Origin of the sequence: Streptomyces sp. NPDC058464 (assembly GCF_042721035.1) — a bacterium.
Lineage (GTDB): Bacteria > Actinomycetota > Actinomycetes > Streptomycetales > Streptomycetaceae > Streptomyces.
In genome coordinates this window covers 97,189-121,772 of record NZ_JBHXMA010000022.1, presented here as the reverse complement: position 1 = coordinate 121,772, position 24,584 = coordinate 97,189, and the positions used below count along the sequence as shown (strand labels likewise).

At 69.9% G+C, this 24,584-nt stretch carries 21 protein-coding genes, 1 other RNA gene and 1 pseudogene; 13 read left to right on the top strand and 10 right to left on the bottom strand.

What is annotated here, in order from left to right; translation table 11 throughout:
• Positions 1-71: 71 nt before the first annotated feature.
• The 3 genes from ACFWPQ_RS27560 to ACFWPQ_RS27550 are packed head-to-tail and all read left to right on the top strand — an operon-like array spanning position 72 to position 2,912.
• On the top strand, positions 72-911 hold the full coding sequence (locus ACFWPQ_RS27560; RefSeq protein ID WP_384040134.1) for a Nif3-like dinuclear metal center hexameric protein: 840 nt from the start codon (positions 72-74) through the stop codon (positions 909-911).
• Positions 908-1,651, top strand: a complete 744-nt coding sequence (locus ACFWPQ_RS27555; protein ID WP_384040338.1) for a zinc ribbon domain-containing protein — start codon at positions 908-910, stop codon at positions 1,649-1,651. The genes ACFWPQ_RS27560 and ACFWPQ_RS27555 overlap by 4 nt, the downstream gene beginning before the upstream one ends.
• A 40-nt stretch (positions 1,652-1,691) precedes the next feature.
• A complete protein-coding gene (locus ACFWPQ_RS27550) occupies positions 1,692-2,912 on the top strand; it encodes a bifunctional RNase H/acid phosphatase (protein ID WP_384040131.1) in 1,221 nt (406 codons plus the stop codon).
• Here the strand turns inward: ACFWPQ_RS27550 and ACFWPQ_RS27545 are convergent.
• The gene (locus tag ACFWPQ_RS27545) at positions 2,884-3,555 is read right to left on the bottom strand and encodes a bifunctional 4-hydroxy-2-oxoglutarate aldolase/2-dehydro-3-deoxy-phosphogluconate aldolase (protein ID WP_384040128.1); all 672 of its coding nucleotides are present in this window, start codon (positions 3,553-3,555) and stop codon (positions 2,884-2,886) included. The two genes, ACFWPQ_RS27550 and ACFWPQ_RS27545, sit on opposite strands and share 29 nt — an antisense overlap.
• A gap of 124 nt (positions 3,556-3,679) precedes the next feature.
• Positions 3,680-4,462 (bottom strand): peroxide stress protein YaaA, encoded by a 783-nt coding sequence (gene yaaA, locus ACFWPQ_RS27540; RefSeq protein WP_384040125.1) that lies wholly within the window; start codon positions 4,460-4,462, stop codon positions 3,680-3,682.
• Between the two features lie 103 nt (positions 4,463-4,565).
• Here yaaA and ACFWPQ_RS27535 point away from each other — a divergent pair, with 103 nt between their 5' ends.
• Positions 4,566-6,002, top strand: a complete 1,437-nt coding sequence (locus ACFWPQ_RS27535; RefSeq protein ID WP_384040122.1) for an RNB domain-containing ribonuclease — start codon at positions 4,566-4,568, stop codon at positions 6,000-6,002.
• On the opposite strand, the gene ACFWPQ_RS27530 is transcribed toward ACFWPQ_RS27535, so the two are convergent.
• From ACFWPQ_RS27530 to ACFWPQ_RS27520, 3 genes and pseudogenes are all read right to left on the bottom strand, one after another.
• Positions 5,893-6,621, bottom strand: coding sequence for a hypothetical protein (locus ACFWPQ_RS27530; protein ID WP_384040119.1), 729 nt, complete (start codon positions 6,619-6,621; stop codon positions 5,893-5,895). The genes ACFWPQ_RS27535 and ACFWPQ_RS27530 overlap by 110 nt on opposite strands.
• Positions 6,618-7,407 (bottom strand): annotated as a pseudogene (locus ACFWPQ_RS27525) (MerR family transcriptional regulator). Before ACFWPQ_RS27525 ends, ACFWPQ_RS27530 begins: the two are co-directional and overlap by 4 nt.
• A gap of 87 nt (positions 7,408-7,494) precedes the next feature.
• On the bottom strand, positions 7,495-9,150 hold the full coding sequence (locus ACFWPQ_RS27520) for an FAD-dependent monooxygenase (RefSeq protein WP_384040116.1): 1,656 nt from the start codon (positions 9,148-9,150) through the stop codon (positions 7,495-7,497).
• Between the two features lie 46 nt (positions 9,151-9,196).
• On the opposite strand from ACFWPQ_RS27520, the gene ACFWPQ_RS27515 reads away from it, so the two are divergent.
• The 8 genes from ACFWPQ_RS27515 to ACFWPQ_RS27480 all read left to right on the top strand — a co-directional run bounded on the left by ACFWPQ_RS27515 (position 9,197) and on the right by ACFWPQ_RS27480 (position 17,321).
• Positions 9,197-9,817, top strand: a complete 621-nt coding sequence (locus ACFWPQ_RS27515) for a TetR/AcrR family transcriptional regulator (RefSeq protein WP_384040113.1) — start codon at positions 9,197-9,199, stop codon at positions 9,815-9,817.
• An 81-nt stretch (positions 9,818-9,898) separates the two neighbouring features.
• Entirely contained in the window at positions 9,899-10,372 is a 474-nt protein-coding gene (locus ACFWPQ_RS27510; protein ID WP_384040110.1) for a DUF4260 family protein, read from the top strand.
• Between the two features lie 13 nt (positions 10,373-10,385).
• Positions 10,386-10,904, top strand: a complete 519-nt coding sequence (locus ACFWPQ_RS27505) for a TetR/AcrR family transcriptional regulator (protein WP_384040335.1) — start codon at positions 10,386-10,388, stop codon at positions 10,902-10,904.
• A gap of 78 nt (positions 10,905-10,982) precedes the next feature.
• Positions 10,983-11,750: an AraC family ligand binding domain-containing protein gene (locus tag ACFWPQ_RS27500; RefSeq protein WP_384040332.1), complete on the top strand. Its 768-nt coding sequence runs from the start codon at positions 10,983-10,985 to the stop codon at positions 11,748-11,750.
• Between the two features lie 16 nt (positions 11,751-11,766).
• Complete coding sequence (locus tag ACFWPQ_RS27495; protein WP_384040107.1) at positions 11,767-12,714, top strand: DMT family transporter; 948 nt, start codon at positions 11,767-11,769, stop codon at positions 12,712-12,714.
• Between the two features lie 18 nt (positions 12,715-12,732).
• An RNA gene (gene rnpB / locus ACFWPQ_RS27490) (RNase P RNA component class A) lies at positions 12,733-13,138 on the top strand.
• 670 nt (positions 13,139-13,808) lie between these two features.
• On the top strand, positions 13,809-15,161 hold the full coding sequence (locus ACFWPQ_RS27485; RefSeq protein ID WP_384040104.1) for a hypothetical protein: 1,353 nt from the start codon (positions 13,809-13,811) through the stop codon (positions 15,159-15,161).
• Between the two features lie 3 nt (positions 15,162-15,164).
• Positions 15,165-17,321 (top strand): AIPR family protein, encoded by a 2,157-nt coding sequence (locus ACFWPQ_RS27480; protein ID WP_384040101.1) that lies wholly within the window; start codon positions 15,165-15,167, stop codon positions 17,319-17,321.
• Between the two features lie 16 nt (positions 17,322-17,337).
• Here ACFWPQ_RS27480 and ACFWPQ_RS27475 read toward each other — a convergent pair whose 3' ends face one another.
• The 3 genes from ACFWPQ_RS27475 to ACFWPQ_RS27465 form a co-directional block, all read right to left on the bottom strand.
• The gene (locus ACFWPQ_RS27475; RefSeq protein WP_384040098.1) at positions 17,338-18,954 is read right to left on the bottom strand and encodes a protein kinase; all 1,617 of its coding nucleotides are present in this window, start codon (positions 18,952-18,954) and stop codon (positions 17,338-17,340) included.
• A gap of 79 nt (positions 18,955-19,033) precedes the next feature.
• Positions 19,034-19,225 carry a hypothetical protein gene (locus tag ACFWPQ_RS27470; protein WP_384040096.1) on the bottom strand — a complete coding sequence of 64 codons (192 nt, stop codon included), beginning with the start codon at positions 19,223-19,225 and terminating at the stop codon, positions 19,034-19,036.
• 9 nt (positions 19,226-19,234) lie between these two features.
• Complete coding sequence (locus ACFWPQ_RS27465; protein WP_384040093.1) at positions 19,235-20,083, bottom strand: helix-turn-helix domain-containing protein; 849 nt, start codon at positions 20,081-20,083, stop codon at positions 19,235-19,237.
• Between the two features lie 252 nt (positions 20,084-20,335).
• On the opposite strand from ACFWPQ_RS27465, the gene ACFWPQ_RS27460 reads away from it, so the two are divergent.
• Entirely contained in the window at positions 20,336-20,749 is a 414-nt protein-coding gene (locus tag ACFWPQ_RS27460; RefSeq protein WP_384040090.1) for an ATP-binding protein, read from the top strand.
• 44 nt (positions 20,750-20,793) lie between these two features.
• Here the strand turns inward: ACFWPQ_RS27460 and ACFWPQ_RS27455 are convergent, their stop codons facing one another.
• Positions 20,794-23,997: a type I restriction endonuclease subunit R gene (locus ACFWPQ_RS27455; RefSeq protein WP_384040087.1), complete on the bottom strand. Its 3,204-nt coding sequence runs from the start codon at positions 23,995-23,997 to the stop codon at positions 20,794-20,796.
• Positions 23,958-24,584 carry a DUF4276 family protein gene (locus ACFWPQ_RS27450; RefSeq protein ID WP_384040084.1) on the bottom strand — a complete coding sequence of 209 codons (627 nt, stop codon included), beginning with the start codon at positions 24,582-24,584 and terminating at the stop codon, positions 23,958-23,960. The genes ACFWPQ_RS27455 and ACFWPQ_RS27450 overlap by 40 nt, the downstream gene beginning before the upstream one ends.

The window sequence follows — 24,584 nt, the reverse complement described above, 5'->3', positions numbered from 1 at the left end:
GGGTGTGCTGCGCGTCGCCTCCCGTGGGCGAGCAGGTACGGCCCCGCGGAACAGGCAGGTAGCCTTTCCCCGTGCCCCGTCTGTCAGAAGTCATCGCCGCGCTGGACAACCTGTGGCCCGCCCAACGGGCCGAGTCCTGGGACGCGGTCGGTACGGTCGCGGGCGACCCCGACCAGGAGGTCGCACGGGTCCTCTTCGCCGTCGACCCGGTCCAGCAGATCGTCGACGAGGCGGTGAAGCTGGGCGCCGACCTGCTGGTCACCCACCACCCGCTCTACCTGCGCGGCACGACGACGGTCGCGGCCACCCACTTCAAGGGCCGGGCCGTGCACACCCTGATCAAGAACGACATCGCGCTGCACGTCGCCCACACCAACGCCGACACCGCCGACCCGGGCGTCTCCGACGCCCTCGCCGGCGCCCTGGACCTGCGCGTCGTACGCCCCCTGGTCCCGGACCCGACGGACCCGGAGGGCCGCCGGGGCCTGGGCCGCGTCTGCGAGCTGGACCACCCCGTCACCGTCCGGGAGCTGGCGGACCGGGCCGCGACCCGCCTCCCCGCCACCGCCCAGGGCATCCGCGTCGCCGGCGACCCCGAGGCCCTCGTCCGCACGATCGCCGTCAGCGGCGGCTCCGGCGACAGCCTCTTCGACGTCGTACGCGCCGCCGGGGTGGACGCCTTCCTCACCGCCGACCTGCGCCACCACCCGGCCTCCGAAGCCGTAGCCCAAAGCCCCCTCGCGCTGCTCGACGCGGCGCACTGGGCCACCGAATGGCCCTGGTGCGAGCTGGCCGCAGCCCAGCTCGACGAAATCTCCGACCGCCACGGCTGGGACCTGCGGGTGCACGTCTCCAAGACGGTCACCGACCCCTGGACCAGCCACTCACCGTCCCTTGGAGCCCCCAACTGAACGCCGCGCCCGCCGACCAGATCCGACTCCTCGACGTCCAGGCCCTGGACGTACGCCTCCAGCAGCTGGCGCACAAGCGGAAGTCGCTGCCCGAGCACGCCGAGATCGAGTCGCTGTCCAAGGACCTCACCCAGCTGCGCGACCTGCTCGTGGCCGGGCAGACCGAGGAGAGCGACACCGCCCGCGAGCAGACCAAGGCCGAGCAGGACGTGGACCAGGTGCGCCAGCGCGCCGCCCGCGACCAGCAGCGCCTGGACTCCGGCGCGGTCACCTCCCCGAAGGACCTGGAGAACCTCCAGAAGGAGATCGTCTCCCTCGCCAAGCGCCAGGGCGATCTGGAGGACGTCGTCCTCGAGGTCATGGAGCGCCGTGAGTCCGTGCAGGAACGGGTCGCCGAGCTGTCCGAGCGGGTCGGCGCGGTCCAGGGCCGGATCGACGAGGCCACCGCGCGCCGCGACTCCGCGTCCGAGGAGATCGACGCCGAGGTGGCGACGGTGACCAAGGAGCGCGAGGTCATCGCCGGCTCGGTCCCGGCCGACCTCCTCAAGCTCTACGACAAGCTGCGCGAGCAGCAGGGCGGCATCGGCGCGGCCAAGCTGTACGCCCGCACCTGCCAGGGCTGCCGCCAGGAGCTCGCCATCACCGAGCTGGCCGAGATCCGCTCGGCCGCACCCGACACGGTGGTGCGCTGCGAGAACTGCCGCCGGATCCTGGTGCGCACGTCCGAGTCGGGTCTGTAGGAACCAGGAACACTGCAGCGGGAACACGCAAGGGGCTTACGTGGCAAGGGAGTTCATCGTCGAGGCGGACGGCGGCTCCCGGGGCAACCCGGGGCCGGCCGGCTACGGCGCGGTGGTCATAGACGCGGTGACCGGCGAGACGCTGACGGAGGCGGCCGAGTACCTCGGCGTCGTCACCAACAACGTCGCCGAGTACCGCGGCCTCCTGGCGGGCCTGCGCGCGGCCCACGACCTCGACCCCTCCGCGACCGTCCACGTCCGCATGGACTCGAAGCTGGTCATCGAGCAGATGTCCGGCCGCTGGAAGATCAAGCACCCGGACATGAAGCCCCTGGCGGCTGAGGCGGCCCGGGTGCTCCCGGCGGCCCAGGTGACGTACGAGTGGATCCCGAGAGAGCAGAACAAACACGCGGACCGCCTGGCGAACGAGGCGATGGACGCGGGCACGGGAGTGCCCCGTAAGGGGCGCGGGGCTGAGACATTTGCGGCTCCGCCGCGTGGGCGCGACCAGCCCCCACGCACCGGCACTGTGACGACGGCCGACGCACCCCGCGTCGACTCCCGCGCCGCGCGCAACGTGGCGACGGGGCCCGCGGCCAAGCCCACCGTCGGCTGGGCCTCGTCGCCAGACATGGGCGCCCCCGCCACCTTCGTGCTGCTCCGCCACGGCGAAACCCCCCTCACCCCCCAGAAACGCTTCTCCGGCAGCGGCGGCACCGACCCGGAACTCTCTCCCGTCGGCCTGGAGCAGGCGCAGCGCGCCGCCGACGCCCTCGCCCGCCGCGGCACGATCGAGACGATCCTCGCCTCCCCCCTCACCCGCACCCGGCAGACCGCCGCGGCCGTCGCCGAGCGCCTCGGCCTCGACGTCACGATCGAGGAGGGCATCAAGGAGACGGACTTCGGCGCCTGGGAAGGCCTCACCTTCGGCGAGGTCCGCGAGCGCTACCCCGACGACCTGACCACCTGGCTGGCCGACCCGTCGGCCCACCCCACCGGCGGCGGTGAGAGCTTCGCCGAGACGGCGGCGCGCATCGCGGCCACCCGGGACAAGCTGATCGCGGCCTACGCCGGCCGCACGGTCCTGCTCGTCACGCACGTCACGCCGATCAAGACGTTCGTGCAACTCGCCCTCGGCGCCCCGCTCCAGTCCCTGTTCCGCATGGAACTGTCGGCGGCCTCGCTGTCGGCGGTGGCGTACTACGCGGACGGCAACGCGAGCGTACGGCTCTTCAACGAGACGTCCCACCTGCGTCCCTGAGCCCGGACTTCGGCCCAGGCCTGAGCCCCGCCGCGGCCCGGGCCAGCGACTCGACACGGGCCCAGTCCCGGGCCGCCACGGCATCCGCCGGAAGCATCCAGGTGCCGCCCACGCAGCCGACGTTGGGGAGGGCGAGGTACTCCGGCGCGTTCTCCGGGCCGATCCCGCCCGTCGGGCAGAAGCGGGCCTGCGGCAGCGGACCGGCGAGCGACCTGAGATACGCCGTGCCGCCCGCCGCCTGCGCCGGGAAGAACTTCATCTCCCGCACCCCGCGTTCGAGCAGCGCCACCACCTCCGAGGCGGTCGACACCCCCGGCAGGAACGGCACCCCGGAGGCGGCCATCGCCGTCAGCAGCCCGTCCGTCCACCCCGGGCTGACGAGGAACCGGGCCCCGGCTGCGACGCACTCCGTCACCTGCTCCGGTGTCAGAACGGTCCCCGCCCCGACCACCGCCTCCGGCACCGCACCGGCGATCGCCCGGACGGCGTCGAGCGCGGCCGGGGTCCGCAGGGTCACCTCGATGGCGGGCAGTCCACCGGCCACCAGCGCCCGAGCCAGCGACACGGCGTCGTCGGCGTCCTCGATCACTACGACGGGTACGACGGGCGCGAGGTCCAGCAGGGAGGTGGGCATGGCGAACATCCTGCCGAGGCGATGCAGAGCGCGCAAAGGGCGTTGCGCATGCTGCAATGCGACGGCGGGGTGCCGGCGGCGTCAGCAGACCTCTGTCACCGGTGGCACCAGTAGACCTCTGTCACCGGTGACGTCAGTGGACCTCCGTCACCAGCACATCCAGCGACCACGCCTGCCCCGCCTTCCCCGGCGCCGCCACCTCCACCTCGTACCCCAGCTCCCGCAACGCCTCCACCAGCTCGGCCGGACCACCCGGCGCGATCCCCGCGGTCAGCAGGCTCCGTACGATCCGCCCCTTCGTCGCCTTGTTGAAGTGGCTGACCACCTTCCGCGTCGGCGCGTGCAGCACCCGCACGGTCGCCGTCCGCGAGGCCACCTCCCCCTTCGGCTTCCACGCGGCCGCGTACGCCGCCGACCGCAGGTCCAGCACCAGCCCCGACCCGGCCGCCTCCGGCAGCACCTCGGCCATGGGCCCCCGCCAGTGCGCACCCAGCGCGCCCAGCCCCGGCAGCTTCACCCCCATCGAGCACCGGTACGACGGGATCCGGTCCGTCACCCGGACCGCACCCCACAGCCCCGAGAAGACCAGCAGCGACCGCGCGGCCCGCTTCTTCGCCGCGGCGTCCAGGGTGGCGAGGCCGAGGGCGTCGTACAGCACCCCGGTGTAGATCTCCCCGGCCGGCCGCGCGCCCGCCGTCCGCAGCGCCGCGTTCTTGGCGACCTCGCCGCGCAGCCCCTCGCTCAGCCCGAGCACCTCGCGGGCCTTCTCCTCGTCACCGGCGCACAGGTCGACCAGTTCGGCGAGCACGGCCTCACGCGCCGCCGCGAGCCCCGGCAGGGACAGCGACTCCGGCTTCAGCGGGGCACCACGGCCCGAGGACGCCTTGCCCTCCGAGGGCGGCAGCAGGACCAGCACAGGTACTCCTCTTCACCAACTACGTTCACGACCGGCGTTTCCGCATCAACGCTTCGCGCCAGCGTAAGGGGCCGGACCGGCGTCCTGTGACTACGCTCGTCCTATGCCCCGCCGCCACATCCGCGTCAAGGGTGCCCCCGAGGCCCCCCTCCGGGCCGCGCTCGCCGCGCTCCGGGCCGACCTCCACGTCCCCGAGAGCTTCCCGCCCGAGGTCCTCCAGGAGGCCGAGGGCGTCGCCAGGTTCCCGGCCGTGCCCGGGCACGACGCGACCGACATCCCCTTCTTCACGGTCGACCCGCCCACCGCGAACGACCTGGACCAGGCGATGCACCTGTCCCGGCACGACGGCGGCTACCGCGTCCGGTACGCCATCGCCGACGTGGCCGCCTTCGTCGTACCCGGCGGCGCGCTGGACTCCGAGGCGCACCATCGCGTGAACACCCTCTACTTCCCCGACGAGAAGGTCCCGCTGCACCCCGCCGTGCTGAGCGAGGGCGCGGCCAGCCTGCTCCCCGGCCAGACCTGCCCGGCCGTCCTGTGGACCATCGACCTGGACGGAGACGGACGGACGCGGACCGCCGACGTCCGCCGGGCCCTGGTCCGCAGCCGGGCCAGGCTCGACTACGCGGGCGTGCAGAAGCGGATCGACGAGGGCACCGCCGAGGAGCCCGTCGCCCTGCTCAGGGAGATCGGCGAAGCCCGCGAGCGCCTCGAGGTGGAGCGCGGCGGCATCTCCCTCAACGTGCCGGAGCAGGAGATCGTCGAGTACGACCACACCTACGAGCTCACCTACCGCGCCCCGCTGCCCGCCGACGCCTGGAACGCCCAGATCTCCCTGCTCACCGGCATGGCCGCCGCCGAGATGATGCTGGCCTACGGCACCGGCGTCCTGCGCACCCTCCCGGTCGCCCCCGACGGCGCGGTCGCCCGCCTGCGCCGTACCGCGCACGCGCTGCACATCGAGTGGCCGCACCATGTCTCGTACGCCGCGCTGATCCGTTCCCTGAACCCGCGCCGCCCCCGCCACGCGGCCTTCCTGCAGGAGTGCACCACACTCCTGCGCGGCGCCGGCTACACGGTCTTCCAGGACGGCGCCCTCCCCTCGCACACCACCCACGCGGCCGTCGCCGCCCCCTACGCCCACTGCACCGCGCCGCTGCGCCGCCTGGCCGACCGCTACGCCTCGGAGCTGTGCCTGGCGGCGGCCGCGGGGGAGGAGCCGCCCGACTGGGTGCCGATGGCGCTGGAAACGCTCCCCAAGCAGATGGCCGAGGGAGCGCGGCGGGCCGGCACGGTGGAGCGGGAGTGCGTCGACATCGTCGAGGCGGCCCTGCTCAAGGACCGGGTCGGCGAGGTCTTCGACGGGTGCGTGGTGGAGGTCGAGCCGCACCGGCCGACCGTCGGGAAGGTGCTGTTGCAGCAGCCCGCCGTCATAGGCCGGATCGAGGCCGGCGAGCCTCTTCCGCTGGGCGAGCGGCTGCCGGTCCGGCTGACGGAGGCCGACCCGGGGACGACGAAGGTGCTCTTCGCGCCCGCGTGAGCCGCTGCTCTTCGAGCCGGCGTACGAGGTCGGTGGCGTCGTCGGCGTGGAAGCGGACGACGCGCACCTCCTGTCGGCGGCCCAGCAGGCTGAAGTGGGCGAGGGGTTCGGCGAGTTCGAGGGTCACGGAGGTCTGCGAGCCGATGGGCACGTCGAGTTGACCGGCCGTCTTCTCGTGCAGGTAGCGCGTCTCGCGCCGTACGGACCTGATCGCGTCCAGCGGTATGCGCAGGTCGAGCCGGACACCGCCCCGGACGTGCAGCGCGTCCGGGGTCAGCAGGTGCGGGTGGACCACGGTGGCGGCGTGCAGCCCGACGACGAAGAGGACGGTGTAGACGTCCAGGACGAGGACGACGACGTGCACGGCCGGCCAGTTGCGCAGCAGCACCGACACGCCGACCGTCTCGATCACGCACACGAACGCGAGCCCGAACATCATGGGGCCCTGGCCCTTCGCGTACCCGAACGTCACCCCCGTCCCTCTCGTTGCTCTCGTTCCTCTCGTTCCTCTCGTTCCTCTCGTCCCTCCCGTCCGCCGGGCGGCCCACAGCACCAGACTCGCCAGCAGCCGCAGCTCGTGCCGGAGCACGGAGTACGGCACGGAGTACGCCGCCCTCATGGCCGTCGTCCGCTGACGATGTCCAGAGCCCGGCGGATCGCCGCCGCCTGGGCCGGGGCGAGGTCCGCGTAGAGGGCACGCAGGAAGCTGTCCTCGTGGTCGACGACGCCGTCGGGGAACGCCTTGTCGGGGATGCAGTCGGCGAGGACCCGGGCCGCCTCGGCCACCCGGGGGTCACCGGGGTCCGCGTCGGCGAGCGCGTCGAGCCGCGCGTAGGCCTCGTTCGCGCGGGCCACCGCCTGCGGTGACCCGGCGATGGCACCGGCCAGGGACATCAACCGTTCCCGGGCCGCCGAGTCGGCCACCGTCTCCATCAGGGCGAACACCTCACGGTCCTTGGCGGCCATCGGGGAGTCGGCGAGCCGCGGCGCCGTCTCGGCGAACAGGGCGGCCAGTTCGGGCGAGACGGGCCCCTCGGCGGGCAGTTCGCCCACGTCCAGCAGGGCCCGCAGCCGCTGCCGCCGCCCGTGGATCTCCGCCTCCTGCCGGGCGAGGTCCCCGTCGAGTTCGGTGAGCACCTCGACGAGGTCCTTGCCCGCGTCGTCCGCGAGCACGTCCCGCACCTCGGCGAGCCCGAGCCCGAGCTCGGTCAGCCGCCGGATCCGGGCGAGGACGACGGCGTGCCGCAGGGTGTAGTCCCGGATGGGGGCACCTCCCGCTCGAGCGAAGCCGAGAGTGGGGGACGTTGGAGAGCCGCTCGGGCTCGGGCAGCAGGCCCTGGTGGTGGTAGTGCCGCACCGCGCGCGTGGTGACGCCGACGGCGGCGGCGAGTTCTCCGATCCGCATGGGACCAGTAGAGACGTTGACGTCGCGGCAGGGTCAAGCCGCCGATCCGTGGGGCTCCGGTGGGGCTGCCGTGAGGCTCCCTTGGGCTCAGGGCGCGACGAACCAGCGGGTCAGGGCGTCGTCGAGGTCGTCTCCCTGATCGCTGCCGTCCGCGGCCCAGGCCACGAATCCGTCGGGCCGGACGAGCAGACCGGTCAGCTCCGGCCGCCCCGGGCAGCCCACGCTGTGGACCTCCACCCGGTCGCCGTACCCCTCCGCCCGGGCACGCAGCTTCGGGTCGTCGGCGAGGTCGAGGAGAACGGCCCGGCCGGCGTGCAGGTGGTCGCCGAGCCGGGTGCCGTCGGAAAGCTCCAGGTCCGGGGCGCTCTGCCCGGTCAGCGGGTGGTCGCCGGGCAGGTCGTGGTGCTGCCAGACGCCGGAGATCTGCTTGACGAGGTACGTCGTCCCGGTCGTCGTCAGCGCGAGATCGGTGACCACCCGGCGCAGGGCGCGGGCGTGCCGGTCGGGGCGCATCACGGCGATCTGGGCGCGGGTCCAGTCGAGCACCCAGGCGCCGATCGGGTGCCGTTCGGCGGTGTAGCTGTCGAGCAGGGTCTCGGGCGCGAGCCCGCGCACCACGGCGGCGAGCTTCCAGCCGAGGTTCATAGCGTCGCCGAGCCCGAGGTTGAGCCCCTGCCCGCCGAACGGCGAGTGCACGTGCGCCGCGTCCCCCGCGAGCAGCACCCGGCCCTTGCGATAGCCGCTCGCCTGCCGGGCGTTGTCGGTGAACCGGGTCGAGGAGTGCACCTCGTGGATGGTCACCTCGTCCACCCCCGACACCCGGCGCAGCGCGGCCTGCAGCTCCTCGGCCGTGACCGGCGCGGAACGGTCGGCGGGCGGCCCGTCGAACTCGACGGTGAGGATCCGGCCGGGGAAGGGCCCGTTGACGTACGTCCCCACGTCGGTGGTGTTCCATCCGACCCCCAGCCGCTCGCCGCCGCTCATCTCGACGACCGCCTGATAGCCGGTGATCTCCGGCTCGGTCCCGGGGAAGTCGAACCCGGCGAGCTTGCGGACGGTACTCCGGCCGCCGTCGCACCCCACGAGCCACCCGGTTCGGACCGTCGCGTCCCCGGCGAGGTCCACGACGACTCCGTCGGCGTCCGCGTCGAAGCCGGTGAGCTCCACGCCCCGGCGGACCTCGACGCCGAGCCGCTCGGCGCGGGCGCCCAGGATCCGCTCCAGCTCCACCTGCGGGACGCCGAGACCGACGCCGTCGGCGGGGCCGATGTCGGCGAAGGCGGGGTCGGAGTCGTCGAACAGGTCGCCGCGCATCATGATCCCGGCGAAGTGCCCGGCGAACTTCGGGGGAATCCTCGGGGGAGTCCGGGGCGCGTCGGCCCTTTGCTCCCGGTCCTGGCCCTGCTCCCGGTTCCGGCCCTGCTCCCGGTTCCGGCCCTGGCCCTGGCCCTGGCCCTGGTCCCGGTCCCCGAGGAAGGCCCGCATCCGCCACCGGTTCCGCTCCCAGGCCGCCGTGAGGTCGGGCAGGAGCCCGCGCCGGTAGAGGGTCACCGCGCCCGCCGTGTTCATCCCGCCCGCCTTGATGGTCTCGTCCACCTCGGCCAGCCGCTCCACGACCAGCACGTCCGCGCCGCCGAGCCGCAGCTCGCAGGCGAGGAAGAGCCCGACGGGCCCGCCGCCGGCCACCACCACGTCGTAGTCGTTCTTGTGTGCAGTCCGTGCACTCCGCATGCTTTCGCTCATGACTTCACTGTAGTCACTAAAAGTTTCGAGCGGCTATAGTTTTCTCGTGATCGATGAAAACAGGCCAGGGGAGTCCCTGCGGGAGCGCAAGAAGCGGGAGACGCGGCAGCGGATCTCGAACGTGGCGACGGTGATGTTCCGCGAGCGCGGCTTCGACCAGGTGACGGTCGTGGAGGTCGCGCGGGCGGCCGGGGTCTCGGCGATGACCGTCTTCAACTACTTCCCCCGCAAGGAGGATCTGTTCCTCGACCGCATCCCGGAGGCCGTCGCGGCCTTCGCGGGGGCGGTACGGGACCGCGCGCCCGGCGAACCCCCGCTCGCGGCGCTGCGCCGCCTGGCCTTCCGGTTCATCGACGCGCGGCATCCGCTGGGCGGGGTGGGCGAGAACTTCGCGGGCTTCTGGCCGGTCGTGGCCGACTCGGCGGCGCTGCGGGCCCGGGCCCGTGAGGCGGTCGAGGAGGTGGAGCGGGCGCTGGCCGGGGCGCTGGCCGAGGCCGGGCTCGCCGACCCGGACCTGGTGGCGGCCGTGACCGTCGCCGCGTACCGCACGGTGTGCGTCACCTCCGTGCGCCGCCAGCTGGCCGGTGACCGGTTCGCGGAGATCGTCGAGGACCACCGGGAACGGATGGGGTCGGCGTTCGACGCGCTGGAGCGGATGGTGTCGTGACCGCACCCGCTTGACGGCTAACGTCGTTAGCCTTACTGTCATGGCTAACGACGTTAGCTGAAGCGCCCTCGGGAGGCAGTCATGACCAGCACCACGAACGTCACCCCCACCATCCGCACCGCCACGGTGGTGGCGCACCACACCGCCACCGGGGTGGCGCGCCACACCGCCACCGGGGTGGCGCGCCGCGCGGCCTGGCTGGCCGGTGCCCTCTTCTGGACGGCGTTCGCGATCCTCGAAGGCGTGAACCACGGCTGGCTCGCCGGCGCCCTCGCCCTGCTCTTCCTGATCCTCCCGGACCTCACCTTCCTGGTGGCCGCGGACGAGGCGCCCCGGATGGCGAAGGGCCAGCTGCCGCCGCGCGCGGTGCCGTACTACAACGCGATGCACCGTGTGCTGGTGCCGCTGATCCTGCTGGCGGCATACACGGCGTCGCAGCCCTACTTCACATGGCCCCCGGCGTTCGCCGCCCTCTGCGGCTGGCTGGCCCACATCTCGTACGATCGCGCTTTCGGGTACGGGCTGCGGACGAAGGAGGGTTTCCAGCGTGACTGACGAGACTGAGCGCCTGACGGCACGGGCACGGCAGATCGTGGCGGCGGCCCGGGAACTGCTGGAGGAGTCCGGCCCCGCCGTCCTCACCATGCGCACCCTGGCCGACCGCCTGGGCATCAAGGCGCCGTCGCTCTACAAGCACTTCCCGGACAAGCACGCCGTCGAGGTCGAACTCATCGCGCAGATGCTGGAGGAGACGGCCGAGGCGCTGGAGACGGCGGAGTCCCGCACCTCCGATGCCCCCGGCTCCCTGGAGGCGCTGGCCCAGGCGTACCGCACGTATGCCCTCGCCCACCCCCACCTGTACTGCCTGGCCACGGAACGCCCCCTGCCCCGCCCTCTCCTGCCGCCCGGCCTGGAGGACAGGGCCGCCCTTCCCCTCCTGCGGGCCTGCGGTGGCGATCTCGACCTCGCCCGCGCCACCTGGGCGTTCGCCCACGGCATGGTGATCCTGGAGATCCACGGCCGCTTCCCGGACGACGCCGACCTGGACGCGGCATGGAAACGGGGCCTGCGGACGTTGCACCCTTAGCGCAAGGGGGTGCCGAAGGTGGCTGAACACGCACGGTGGACAAGAGCACGGCTGGGCCGCTGCGGCCCGCCGCTCGACATGCTGACCGCCCGCTTCGACAAACACGTGTACGCCCCGCACACGCACGCCGAGTTCTCGATAGGGGTGTGCGTCGCCGGCTCCGAGGTGATCGCCTACCGGGGCGGCCACATCCACACCGGCCCCGGTTCGATCGTCGTCCTGGCCCCCGGCGAGATGCACACCGGCGGCCCGGCCACCCCGACCGACGGCTACGCCTACCGCGCCCTGTACGTGGCCCCGTCCCTGCTGGCGGACGGCACGCTGGACGCCGTACCGCACTTCCGGGACCCGGTCGTCGACGACCCGGAACTGACCGCGGCCCTCCGCCAGGCCCACATCGAACTGGCCGCCTGCCCGGACCCCCTGGAGGCCGAATCCCGCCTCCCCTGGCTGCTGACGGCCCTGTCCCGGCGCCACTCCACGGCCCGCCCGGCGAGGGACGAGATCCCCGGAGCCCACGGCATATCCCTCCGCGTCCGAGACCGCCTGGCCGACGAACTCACCGCCCCTCCCTCCCTCGCCGACCTGGCGGCCGACCTGGGCCTCTCCCGCTACCAGCTCCTGCGGACCTTCCGTACGACGATGGGCGTACCGCCGTACGCCTGGCTCGCCCAGTACCGGGTGACCCGGGCCCGCGCCCTCCTGGATGCCGGCCTGCGCCCCGCGGAGGCCGCCACGCTCGTCGGCTTCGCGGACCAGGCCCACATGACCCGCTGGTTCCGCCGGGTGCTGGGGGTGACCCCGGCGGCGTACCGCAACAGCGTTCAAGACGCGGCACGGTACTGACACCCATGCTTGGCGCATGACTGCACGCGGCTGGTTCCTGTTCTCCCTCATGGGAGTGATCTGGGGCATCCCCTATCTGATGATCAAGGTGGCGGTGGACGAGGTGTCCCCGTCGACGGTGGTGTTCGCGCGCTGCGCGGTGGGCGCCCTGCTCCTCCTCCCCCTGGCGATCCGCCAGGGGGGCCTGTTCCTCACCCTCCGTACCCACTGGCGCCCGATGCTGGCCTTCGCGTGCATAGAGATCATGGGCCCGTGGTTCACCCTGACCGACGCGGAACGCCACCTGTCCAGCTCGACGGCGGGCCTGCTGATAGCCGGCGTTCCGATAGTCGGGGTGGTCGCGGCACGCTACTTCGGCGGCGAGCGCGAACACCTGGGCGCACGCCGCATCGCAGGCCTCCTGATCGGCCTGGCCGGCGTTGCCGTCCTCACCATCCCCCACCTCACCGGCGGCGACGCCCGCTCCCTCGGCGAGGTACTCCTCACGGTCATCGGCTACGCCACGGCCCCCCTGATAGCGGCCCGCCGCCTGAAGGACGTCCCGACGCTGCAGCTGATAGCACCGTGCCTGACCTTGGCGGCCTTGGTCTATGCGCCGGCCGCGGCGGCGACCTGGCCTTCGTCCGTCCCCTCCACGAACGCGCTGCTCTCCCTCCTCGCCCTGGGCGTCCTGTGCACGGCGGTGGCCTTCGTGGCCTTCCTGGAACTGATCAAGGAGATCGGCCCGACCCGCTCGACGGTCATCACGTACGTCAACCCGGCGGTGGCGGTCGCGGCAGGTGCGCTGTTCCTGAACGAGAGCTTCACCCCGACGATCGCGGTGTCCTTCGCGCTGATCCTGGCGGGTTCGGTGCTGGCGACGGCGTCCTCGGCACCGAAGAGGCCGGCGCGCCCGGTGCTGCGTCGTCCCGGGGGGCAACCCCCGGACCCCCGGCCGGAACGAGGCGAGGCCCGCGCCCGGTAACATGGTCGACACGGCAGACGAGCCGGGCGGACGGCCGCGTGGAGTTCCCTTGACGGGGGGCTTCCCGAGGAACGTCCGGGCTCCACAGGGCAGGGTGGTGGCTAACGGCCACCCGAGGCGACTCGCGGGACAGTGCCACAGAAAGCAAACCGCCGGGGACCTCGGTCCTCGGTAAGGGTGAAACGGTGGTGTAAGAGACCACCAGTGCCCAGGGCGACCTGGGCAGCTAGGTAAACCCCACCCGGAGCAAGGTTAAGAGGAAGCACCCCGGTGCTTCTGCGGGGACGTTCGAGGGCTGCCCGCCCGAGCCCCCGGGTAGACCGCACGAGGCCGGTGGCAACACCGGCCCTAGATGGATGGCCGTCGCCGAGGGCTCCGCGAGGAACCCTCGGAACAGAACCCGGCGTACAGCCCGACTCGTCTGCCGCTCTGGCCCATTGGCCAGCGAAGCTGCTGGTCAGAGCCCTTATTGTTGGAAGAGAGGGGTTGATCAAACCCCGTTCCGTACCCGTTCAAACGGGGCCGCGCGGCTACGTGCGTAGCCATCAAAGTAGCCGTAGTGCGCCAGGTTGGAGAACGGCTGTGTGGGATTTGGGCAGCCATACACACGTTGTCGTGTGGAGAGTGGCGCGGGATGTCGCCCGCGAGCGCGTCAGGCTTGATCAAGGTGATGAGTCCGGTGCATTGGGTGGTGAGGTGGGCAGGGTCGGGGTGAGTACGGTGAACGGGGGATGTGCGGCGAAGGTGGCGGAGCCGGGCATGGTGTCGATGGCGCACCTGTCCCGTGCGGGCCTCAATTGGCGACGAGGGACTGCAGAGTGGTGGCCGAAGTCTCTTCGATCGGCTCGACGACCATGCGGGACAACATCGATTCCAGGGGGCCGTTTGACGCGGGGACGGCGACCTGCGCGCGTGCCAGGCAAACGGTAAGTCCGTCGGCCCGGTCCCCGAGGAACTGGGCGAAGACGTAACGGAGCCGGCCGGGGCGGCGAGAACGGCGAGAACTAGGGACGTGTAAGCCGGATGCTGGAACTGGCGCGCTACCATCCCCCTGAGCCTGGCTCGGCGTGGTGGCAGGCGGTTCGGGGGAGTGGATGACATTCGCACAACCGAGGCGGGCAGATTTACCGTCTTCGGCGCGATCGCCGCGGCTGGCGATTCTGCGCCCTGACAGTGGCTTTCTTCGTCTGCTCGCTGAGGACCTCACCAAAGGCCACATCAAGGAAAGGTCCTACTCCGAGTCCTGCCGTGACTGGCCCGAGGTCAAGTCACACCTCGCGATCCTGCTTGTTCCTTCCGACGAGCAGGGCGATGAACGCGACCGGGAGCAGCAGGAGCGGATCTGGGGCCTGGGCATCGTGCGCCCTGCTCGACAGACCGACCGAGACCGGAAGGTCGTCGTTACCCGTGCACGAAGCCTTCGAAGTCTGGTGTCTGTCTCAGGGCTCTGGTGCGCCGACGGCGAGTCAGACGCCGAACTCTCCGAGTCGTTACCGGAAAGCGGTCCTGTCACGGTCGGCGCGGGCACCGTGTTCGCCAATCTGAGACGGATCTCCCCTGATGTCGAGGCCGAAGTCCAGAGGCTGCTGCCCCTGCTCGACGAAGCTGAAGGCTGGAGCGAGGGAGAGCTCCGCTGGCGTGATGAGCGTGACGCCCTTCTGCTTTTCGCCAAGATAGCCGGGCTGACCCCGAGCGACTTCTCCGAGGTGCGTCGCTGGGACAGGACAGCCGCCCGGGCAGCCTTTGTCAGCGGGCTGACAGGGACTGAGATTCAGCCGATGTTCGACGATGTCCGTGGGCAGGCGGCGGAGAGGTTCCGTGGTGCCGGAGAGGTCGTCGTCCGCGCGTTCTCGAATCGCAAAGGCCGCCATAGTTATGACTTGGAAGCCACGTCGATAACCGATCAGCGGGTGGTCGAAGGCGGGGAGGGCTCCCTCGACGCCCACTACTACCACTTCGACACCCGGACGCTCGTCACGCTGCGCTACCTGCGTCCCGGCCCCAACGGATTCCTCTCCCCTGACACCTGGCGCGGCCTTGACGAGTTCCGCAGCCGTGCTCACCGTCTGTCGACACGCGACTGGCGGAGCGCCGACGATTACAGCTTGCTGGACGACCCTCTCTTTCTCCGCGTTCATGAGCCGGAGCCCTTCACCGCCGCTCTGCACCGGACGAGTTCCGGTGCGATCTACCCCTACGGCCAGGTCGCCGGAGCGATCTCGGACGCAGGGGAGACCGGTCTCCCCGGCCTTTCCTTGCGCGTGCTCACCCGCCACCTGGCACACACCAGCTTTGCCGGGCTGGTGCGCGACGGTTGGCTCGGCGCGAGCGGCGTGCCCTTCCAGGTGGCCTTGGAGTGGGTGGAGGCCTCGATCGACACGGCTGGCGTTGCTTTGCTGGTCGTGGACTTCAGCCTCCGGCAGCGTGGCAACGGCTCGGGGATCTAGGCGATGGCCCAGGCCATCAACAAGACACCATCAGTGGGAAGGCAATCATTCATGGCCACCTCGGGGGCGGACACACCTCGCCAGGTCACGCAGGTGCGCGAGCAGCTGCACGAGACGTTCGACGGGGTGATAGACGACAGCGACATCGCCCACTTCCGAGGCGACAACTACGAACAGCGTTTTCTCTCCCGTGCTCTTGCAGCCCTCGCGGTACGACGCGTGGCCAAGTGCAGTGTGGCCGAGGCGGCTCGGTTCGTCACTGACGGCATCGCGGACCAGGGAATGGACGCCATCGCTCCCCTGCCGGACAGCGGGCGGGCTCTGCTCGTCCAGGCGAAGTGGAGCGACAAGGGCACGGCGACCTTCGACGTGGGCGCCGCCAAGGCGATGGTGGACGGTCTGAACCGTATCGAGAACGAGTTGTACGACCAGTTCAACCAGCGTGCCGGCGCGCTCGCCTTGGAGGCCCGGCCGTTCATCATCAACGAGCGAGCCACTCTGGTCATCGCGCTGATGGGCACTGTAGAGCCCTCTCCACCCGCGCGCGAGGTTCTCGACAACGCTCTCGCCGAGTTCAACAAGCATGGCGCCCGTATGAGCGTCGAGGTGCTGTACGCCGCGGACTTCCATGACCAGATCCATGCGGATCTTCGGCCGGAGCCGATCTGTCTGAAGGTACGCCTTGACGACTGGTACGAGCAGAAGGGACCACTCAAGGCTTATCAGGGCACGGTCTCCGCCGAGAGCGTCGCCGAGTGGTACGAGACGTACGGTACGGGCCTGTTCGAGCAGAATCTCCGGGCCCCACTCGGGACCACCGTCACCAATGCGGAGATCGGTCTGACTCTTACCTCCGATCCCACCAGGTTCTGGCACCTGAACAACGGCATCACCATGATCTGCGACTCGCTCACGGCGGAGAACGACAGCGCCAGGGCACCGCAGAGCAAGCCGACCACTCTCACCGTGACGGGGGCGAGCATCGTCAACGGTGCTCAGACGGTACGGGCTGTCGCCAGGTCCATGCACGACGACGGTGAGGCCGCAGCCAACGCCACCCTGAGCATCAAGGTCATCAACACGCAGAAAGACCGGGAATTTGGCGTCCAGGTCTCGCAGGCGGCGAACCGGCAGAACGCCATCGAGCAGCGCGATCACATCGCGCTGGAACCGGTGCACCAGGCGATCAAGGCCAACCTGCGCGCCGAACTGCGCAAGCAGTACGTGATCAAGCGCGGCGAGCCGGTTGCCGCGCCCGAGACCGGTTGCTCACTGGACGAAGTCGCTCTCGCACTCGCGTGCCTGCACCCGGATGCGGAACAGGCCGCCCGGGCCGCCAGTTCCACGGAGAACCTCTGGGAGCAGGGCCCCAAGGGCAGCCACACCCTGCTGTTCAAACGTGAACCCTCGCCGCAGAAGGTGTGGCGCTCCGTGCTCACGCTGCGCGCGGCACGGAGCGCGGTCTACGAACTGGGCAGTGGGCAGAACAGCCGCGAGGCGGCAACCGCGGAGCATGGTGGTTTTCTCGTCACCCACCTGATCTTCCAGCATCTCGGTGCCACGAGCATCGATGACCCCGACTTCGACTGGGACAGCGAGGTCCTGGAGAAGATCCCTGCCCTCGTACCGGATCTGGTGCGTCGGCTGACGCACCAGATCGTCGCTCGTTACGGGCCACGTCCCCAGATCAGGACCGCCTTCCAGACCGCGGAGATGTGCCGGGAGCTAGCGAAGCACGTCCTCGGCGACCTGGCCGATGGCGTTGCCGTTCCCGTACCTCCCGCGAAGGAGCGCAAGCAGCGTCGCCCGAACACCGTGCCGCTCCTGGTCGACCGCCGTGTGATCAAGGACGGAGCCCCTCTCCAGTACGTGGCTCAGAACGAGCCCGAGCGCGACGCCATGGAAGAGTGGCTTGTCCAGGACGAACGGCGGCGTCAGGCGACCTGGGTCAATCACCGGACCAAGTCGATCCTGTGGGCGTACGACGAGCAGCAGTACTCGCCGTCCGGGCTGGTGTCGAAGATGTGGGCGGATGCCGAATGGGACGAACGGCCGGTGGCCAACCAGGGGACGACTCGCTGGCTCCTCGCGGACGGCCGCAGCCTTTGGGACCTGGCGAAGGGCATCCACGGCGAAGAGGAAGAAGAAGGCGAAGCGTGACGCTACCGGCGGGCCGTCAGTAGGGGCCCGAGCCCTCCGGGCCGCGCAGCCGGGCGAGGAGATCGGCGATCTCGCGGGTCTCCTCATGGTCCTCGCCGAGGAGGACGCACATGTCCTCGTGGAGGGTGTCGAGGACGCCTTCAGCCTCGGTGCGGCGGCCCTCCGAGAAGAGGAGGAGGCCGATGCTGCGGCGCAGGTCGAGAGCGGTCTCGGAGGCGTCTCCGTCAGTGTCGGAGACGACCTCCAGGACCTCCTGGAACTCCTGCAGGGCGGCGGTGGCCTGGCCGAGGTTGGCCCGGCAGTGGGCGGCGCGTCGGCGGCACTCCAGCGCGCTCTCGCTGGAGGGTCCTGAGGTACGGGCGTAGACGGCGGCCAGCGCGTCGAACTCCGGCAAGGCACGCCGGAAGTCCTCGCCGGCCATGAGGACAGCCGCGCGCTGCCGTCGCAGGCCGAGTACACGGGGGTTGTGCGCGCCGAGAGCTGTGGCTGCCGTGGCGATCACCACCTTGAGGACATCCGCGGCCTGGGCGAACCGTCCGCTTTCGGCGAGGTCCGCGGACCGGGTGTAGGCGTCCCGGATCGCGTCTCGGAGCGCGGTGTCGACGCGCGCCGGGGTCGGCACCGGAGCCGTCGGCTCGGGTGAGGGCGCGGGCGTCGTGGTCCGCCGCAGGGGTACGTTCGGCTGTCGGTAGACCACCGTCGGGTCGGGAACCTCGGAAGAGGAGCCGCCTTGGGTGAGGGTCACGGGTTCGGCTGCCGATCCCGGTTGCGGCAGGTGCGGCGACAGGCGTTCGTACACCGCGTACGCGTCAGCGGGACGCTGTTCGGGCACCTTGGCCAGCAGGTCCAGGGTCAGCGCTTCCAGGTCCTCCGGTACCTCGGGCCGCAGGGTGCGTAACGGCTTCGGCGGCACGTTCATGTGCTGGTGCAGTAGCTGGTACTCGTTGTCGCCGCTGAAGACAGGCTCTCCGGTGAGGAGTTCGTGCAGCATGCAGCCAAGCGCGTAGAGGTCGCTGAGCGGTGTGATCTGCGCGCCGTCGATCTGCTCGGGCGGCATGTACCGGCTGGTACCGATCCGGTTGCCGGTGGCCGTGAGCCGGGTGACATCCGTGCGCAGCAGCTTCGCGATGCCGAAATCCAGCACCTTGACCGTGCCGTCCGTGGCGATCAGGACGTTGTCCGGCTTCAGGTCACGGTGCACGACCGGGATGGCGTGCGCGTACGACAGAACGGTGCAGATCTGCGCCGCGATCGACGCGGCCCAGCTCACCGGGAGGCCGGCCGCCGCTCCGTCCTCCGCGCCTGCCAACACCCTGCGCAGGGAGATCCCGCGCACGTACTCCATCACCAGGTACAGCCGGTCGTACGACGCCTCGTCGAGTACCGCGTCGAACACCTGCGGCACACCGTGATGCCCGATCCGAGCGGTGACGCGCGCCTCGCGTTCGAAGCGGCGGGCGAACTCCTGCGCCTGCGCGGGCGATGCGACGACGTCGGGCCGGATGAGCTTGACCGCGATCTCCCGGTCGAGAACGGCGTCGTAACCCCGCCAGACCGTGCCCATACCGCCGGACTCGATCTCCTCGATCAGCTCATAGCGGCCCTGCTCGCCGATTCTCCTTGCCTGCGACACGCGTTGCGCCCCCGTCGTCCTGATGCCACGTCAGCCGATCGCTGTACACGGTACCTATTGGCGGGGTGCGGGGCAGGGGTTACAGCAGGTGGTCGGCCTTGCCGGCCTTGATGTCGGTGATGAGGGTGCGCAGGGCTTCGAGGGAGTCGGTGAGGTGGCGGTCCTCCTGGCCGTTGACGGCTATGTAGGCGTTGCCGTCGGCGTCGGTGCCGAGGCGGAAGCAGGAACTGCCTTCGGCGCAGAAGGGGTCTTCCCAAATGATGTCGGGCACTGGTGCTCCTCACAGTTGGTGTGCGAGTTCACGAATGAAATCTCGGGACTGCTCTGGCGGCAGTGCCAGACCTTCCAACAGATCGAGCTGTGCCCGGTATTTCGCCAACTGCCCTTCGGCGTGGAGGAAGGTGGGTCCGTGGGAGCTGTCCACCTGCACTGTATCGAGCTGCGGTACGGGCCCTTCCAAGTAGACGACCGTCTGCCCGGCTCCAGGGAAGGCGCCATGGGCGAAGGGGACGACGAGCACGGTGACGTTGTCCCGCTCGGAGACCTCCAGCAAGTACTTCAACTGGGCGCGAGCCACGTCGATACCACCAAACTGCATCCGCAGCGCGGCCTCGTGGATGACGGCGACGTACGGGATCGCGGTGTCACCGGTGATCACCTGCTGGCGTTCCGAACGCAGTGCGATGCGTAGGGCAACCTCGTGCTCGGGCAGGGCAGGAACCGCGGCTCGGAAGATGGCCATCGCCTGTTCCGATGTCTGCAGCATGCCCGGCACGTGCACGGTGTTGGCACCGCGCATGCGTACAGCGCTGCTCTCCGATTCCGCGATGTCCAGCAGGCCTTGGGGCAGGGTGCCTCGATAACGCTCCCACCAGCCCGTACTCAACTCGGCCATCGCGACAAGCGCTTTGACGTATGCCTCGTCGGTCACATCGCAGTTGTAGGCCAGTGTGAGCAGGCGGTCGGCGCTAATACCCCGGACTCCTGACTCGATGTTGGAGATCTTTCCTCGGTCCACGCCCAGTAGGCCCGCCGCGAACTCTGCGGACATGCCCGCCACCGTACGGATACGGCGTAGTTCACTTCCCAGTCGCTTCTGCCGTTCCGTGGGGGTTGTCCTCGGGGGCATGGAGTTCCTTCCATCCAGTGGGTCCGCTCGGTCGCACTCGGAGACCGTCCAACCTCTCGGTGGTGAATTTTCTTGAGTGCGTGGAAAATTTACCACCGCCTGCTCTACTGTCGGTATCGCGCAAGCTACACACCGCAATGCCGGAAGCGCACCGCGTGAGCATGCCCCGTCCGCCCTGGGACAGGTGTGTCCGCGACCAGGGCGGTAGGCCACCGGCGACCCCAAACCCCTCACAGAGCCGTGGAGTTCGCCATGCCCGAGATCCCCCTCGTCCCCGCTTACTGGCGCTTCCCCGCCCATCCCGCCTCCGTACGGCGGGCCCGGCACGCCGTCGCCGAATCGCTGCCGGACGCCCTTCGTCCACAACTCGGCCACGACCTGGGCCTGTTGACCTCGGAGCTGCTCACCAACGCGATCCGTCACGGTGCCTGCGGGGAGGACGGGGACCTCGTCGAACTCGTTCTGTGGCCGGCCGACGGCCACTACTGGCTGGCCGTCTCCGACCCGGGTACCGGCAAACCAGAACTCGCTCACCCGGGCGTCGACTCGGAGAACGGTCGGGGCCTGATCCTCGTCGAAGGCCTCGCCGCCGCCTGGACCGTCCGGTCCCGCTCCGCGCGCGGAACGTCCGTGATCGCGGGGCTCTCGTTCCGCCAGGGAGGCTGACCAGGGGGAGTGGTCGGCTGGGAGGAGACGGAGGGGCGGGCGGGTCAGGCCACCTCGTCGTCGATGTTCTCCTCCCGGCGGATCATCCGCCAGGCCGCCCGGCGCGCACTCTGGTTGAGCGACTGCTTGAAGCTGTCGTCGTGGCTGAAGTACTGCCGTCCCAAGTCGGCGATGGTGTCGATGTGTTCGGCCATCTTGTCTTCGAAGACCTCGTCGTAGACGAGACCGAAGTTCTCCTCGTCGTTGACGGCGGCGGCACGCACCTTCGGGTCCGCGTTCGCCTCCAACCAGGGCGTGATCACGTCCTGGTCGGTGAAGCTGGTGCCGTACTTGTCGTTGAACTTCTCGATCAGCTCCGACAGCAGCGACTTCTCCGGCTCCTTTGCACCGCCCCCACCTTCGCCGAAGCCGCGCAGCTCCGCCGCTCCCTCGGAGGTCAGAGCGAGGTCGTGCTCGCCGGTCTTCTGGATACGCAGATGGCTGAGGTCGACGTCCCCTATGTCCACGCCGCCGTCTCCGCGTCGTGGCAGGCGGTTGAGCAGGTGGCGGCCGTAGAGGTAGAGACATTCGAGGTCGGCGTCGCGGTAGGGCACGATCTGCGAGAGGAAGCCGTACTTCCGTACATAGTCGTTGAGATCCGCGCGGAACTTCTCGGCGGCCTCGGCGGCTTCCTCGTCGGGGTCGCCAGCCTCGTCCTTGCGGTCCAGCAGGTCGGTGAACCGCTGGACGGCGGGGGCGAGTTGCCGGTACAGCTCCGCGTGGAGCCTCTCCCAGCGGGCCACCGAGCCCGCCGCCTTCTCCTCGGCTGCCAGATAGGCGTCCGCGAACTCCCGCATCTCTTCCTCGACGAGGATGTCGGGCTGCATGACCTGGCTCTGCGCGATGTAGAGGAGGTTGGGGTCGGAGGGAAGGGTGTTGGCCTCCTCGAAGTACGGGCGGAAGGACTCCTTGATGCTCTCGGCGTCGTTGACGAAGTCCAGTACGGCCAGGTCTGACTGCGACTTGCGGTCGGCGGTACGGTTCAGCCGGGAGAGGGTCTGGACGGCGCTGATGCCCGCGAGTTTCTTGTTCACGTACATCGTGGTGAGCAGCGGCTGGTCGAAGCCGGTCTGGTACTTCTCGGCGACGACCAGGATGCGGTACTCGCGCTGTGTCACTGTCCCGCCGGTGCGCACGGCCTTGTCGTCCTTGCGCGTGTACGCGAACGCCTTCGGCAGTGCGGACTCGGCGAGGCCGCCGTTCTCCTTCGGCTCGGTGGTCTCCTCGCCGTCGTACGTCAGGCTGCCGGAGAACGCGACCAGGACGCCAGGGTCGGCGTATGCGAGATCGTTGACGTACTTCCTGATCGCGCGGGCCATCTGTACGGCGCTGTGCCGGGAGGCCGTCACCACCATGGCCTTGGCGCGTCCGCCGAGTCGGCCGGCGGTATGCGTGCGGAAGTGCTCGACGATCACCTGCGCCTGCTGGGTCACGGTGGAGTCGTGTGTGAGCGCGTACCGGGCGAGCAGCGGATTCGCCTTGGACGGGTCCACCTCGCGCTCGTCCGGGTTCCTGTTCACCAGCTTCCAGTACGTGTCGTACGTGACGTAGGTGCGCAGGGGGTCGAGGATGAAGCCTTCCTCGATGGCCTGGCGCATCGAGTACGTGTGGAAGGGGACGTACGTCGGCTTGCCGTTGACGGTGTCCAGGGTGCCGAAGAGTTCGAGCGTTTTGGCCTTGGGTGTGGCTGTGAACGCGAAGTAGGAGAGGTTGGAGGCCTTGCTGCGCTGGGCGGCCTTGCGGATGAGCTTGGCATCGGTGGTGGCTGCCTCTGCTTCCACCTTGGTTGCCCCGGCGTCGTCGGAGTCGGAGTCCAGGCCGAGGTCACGCAGCGCCGCGCGTACGGCTGTTGCCGCGTCGCCGGACTGGGAGGAGTGAGCCTCGTCCACGATGATCGCGAAGTTGCGGCCCTGTATCTCGGTCGGACTGCGGCGCAGGTAGTCGATGAGGGCCGGGAAGGTGTGCAGCGTGACCGTGATGATCTTCCCGGTCTCGCGGGACAGTGCCTTGGCGAGCTGTTCCGACTTCGCGCCGTGCTTCTCGTCGATCTTCACGACCAGACCGGCGTTCTTCTCGAAACTGCCGACGGTTTCGCGTAGTTGGGCGTCGAGATTGCGGCGGTCGGTGATGATCACGACCTTGTCGAAGACGGGCGCACCGGGCTTGAGGCCATCGGCCAGAGCGTCGGGCTCGATCTCGGCGGGGTTGGTCGGCGTGTGCAGCGACGACAGGCGGTGAGCCAGCCACCCGATGGTGTTCGACTTGCCGGAACCGGCAGAGGCCATGCCGAGGTAGTTGTGACCGGCGCCGTGGCGGGCCGCGTGGTCTGTGAGCTTCTTTACGATGTCCCACTGGTGGTAGCGCGGGAAGATCAGCTTCTTCCGCGTCCGCCCGTCCGGGCCCTTCTCCTTGCTGAGGTGCACGAACCGCTCGATCAGGTCGAGCCAGGTGTCCCGCTCCCAGATCTGCTCCCAGAGGTAGGAAGTCGCGTACGTCCCAGGGACGGTGGGCTCCGGATTCCCCGCGCCGCCGGGCTTCCCCGGGCCTTCCGAGCCGGTGTTGAACGGCAGGAACCGCGTGAGCTTGCCGCGCAGCTCGGGCGCGACGTAGACCACGTCGGTGTCGACGGCGAAGTTCGCGATGACGCGGCGCGCGAAGATCAGCTCGGTGGGGTCCCGCTTGAGTCGGTACTGCTCCTTGGCGTGCTCCGCCCCCTGACGTGTGAGGGCGTTCTTCAACTCGGCGGTCGCCAGCGGGATTCCGTTGAGGAAAAGGGTTATGTCCAGCTCGTTGCCCTTGTCCGCCTGCTTCGCCGCGTACTGCAACTCCTTGACGAAGGTCAGCCGGTTCGCCCGGTAGTCGTCCAGGACGGCGTCCGAGGCGACGAGCGACGGCTTGAAGTAGGCGAGCCTGATCAGGATGCCGTGGTCCTTCACGCCCTTGCGGAGTACGTCCAGGACGCCGTCGGTTCCGATCGCCTGGTCCACGCGCTTGGCGAACCCGGCCTGGGCGGCGTTGGCGTCGTCGCCGTAGAGGGCGATCAGTTCGGCCCAGTCGTCGCCCTGAGTCTTGCCGATGAACTCGGTGAGCTGGGCGGTGTCCAGGCCGAGTTGGGGTCGGTAGTCGTGCTTGTTTCCCTCAGTCCAGCCGCGTTCCAGCAAGGCGGCGACTATGGCGTTTCCGAAGGCTGCTTCGTCGTGGACGGACATGAGCGGTTATTCCCCCGCTTTCCGGTGGTCAGGTACGTGATGTCGCGGCAGAACTTGTCGAAGGACGGTGAGTTGGCACGGGCCAGGTCGAGATCCATGTCCTGGGTCAGTGCCGGCTGGTCGACGCGGGGGCGGTAGCGCACTCCGTCGCGCCGGTGGTGGGACAGCCAGCCCTTGCAGTCGCGGAGCGTCTCGCTGTTCGCCGGGATCTCCAAGTGGTCGGCGAGCCCCGCCCGGCCGCTGAGGGAGGGCGCCGAGGCGAGGAACCACGCCTCGAACTCTCTGTTCGCCAGTACGACGGCCGTACGGCGGTCCGGACGGGCGGCTTCGGCCCTGGCCAGGAGTGAAGGCCCGAGGCTGGCCGGGCAGTCGTCGTCTGCGTCGATCACGATCAGGATGCCGCCAGCGTGGTCGGCGGGTACGCGTCGAGCCTGGACCTTCACGGCGTTTTCTACGCCGCCGGGCCGGACGAGCCGGCCACGGTCGACCAGGAAGGGTTTCAGGATGTCCGCATCCCAAATCTCCGCCTCGTACATCAGCCTTCGCAGGAGGACGGGCAGCGCGCTGATCTCGCCCTCGCCCTCCAC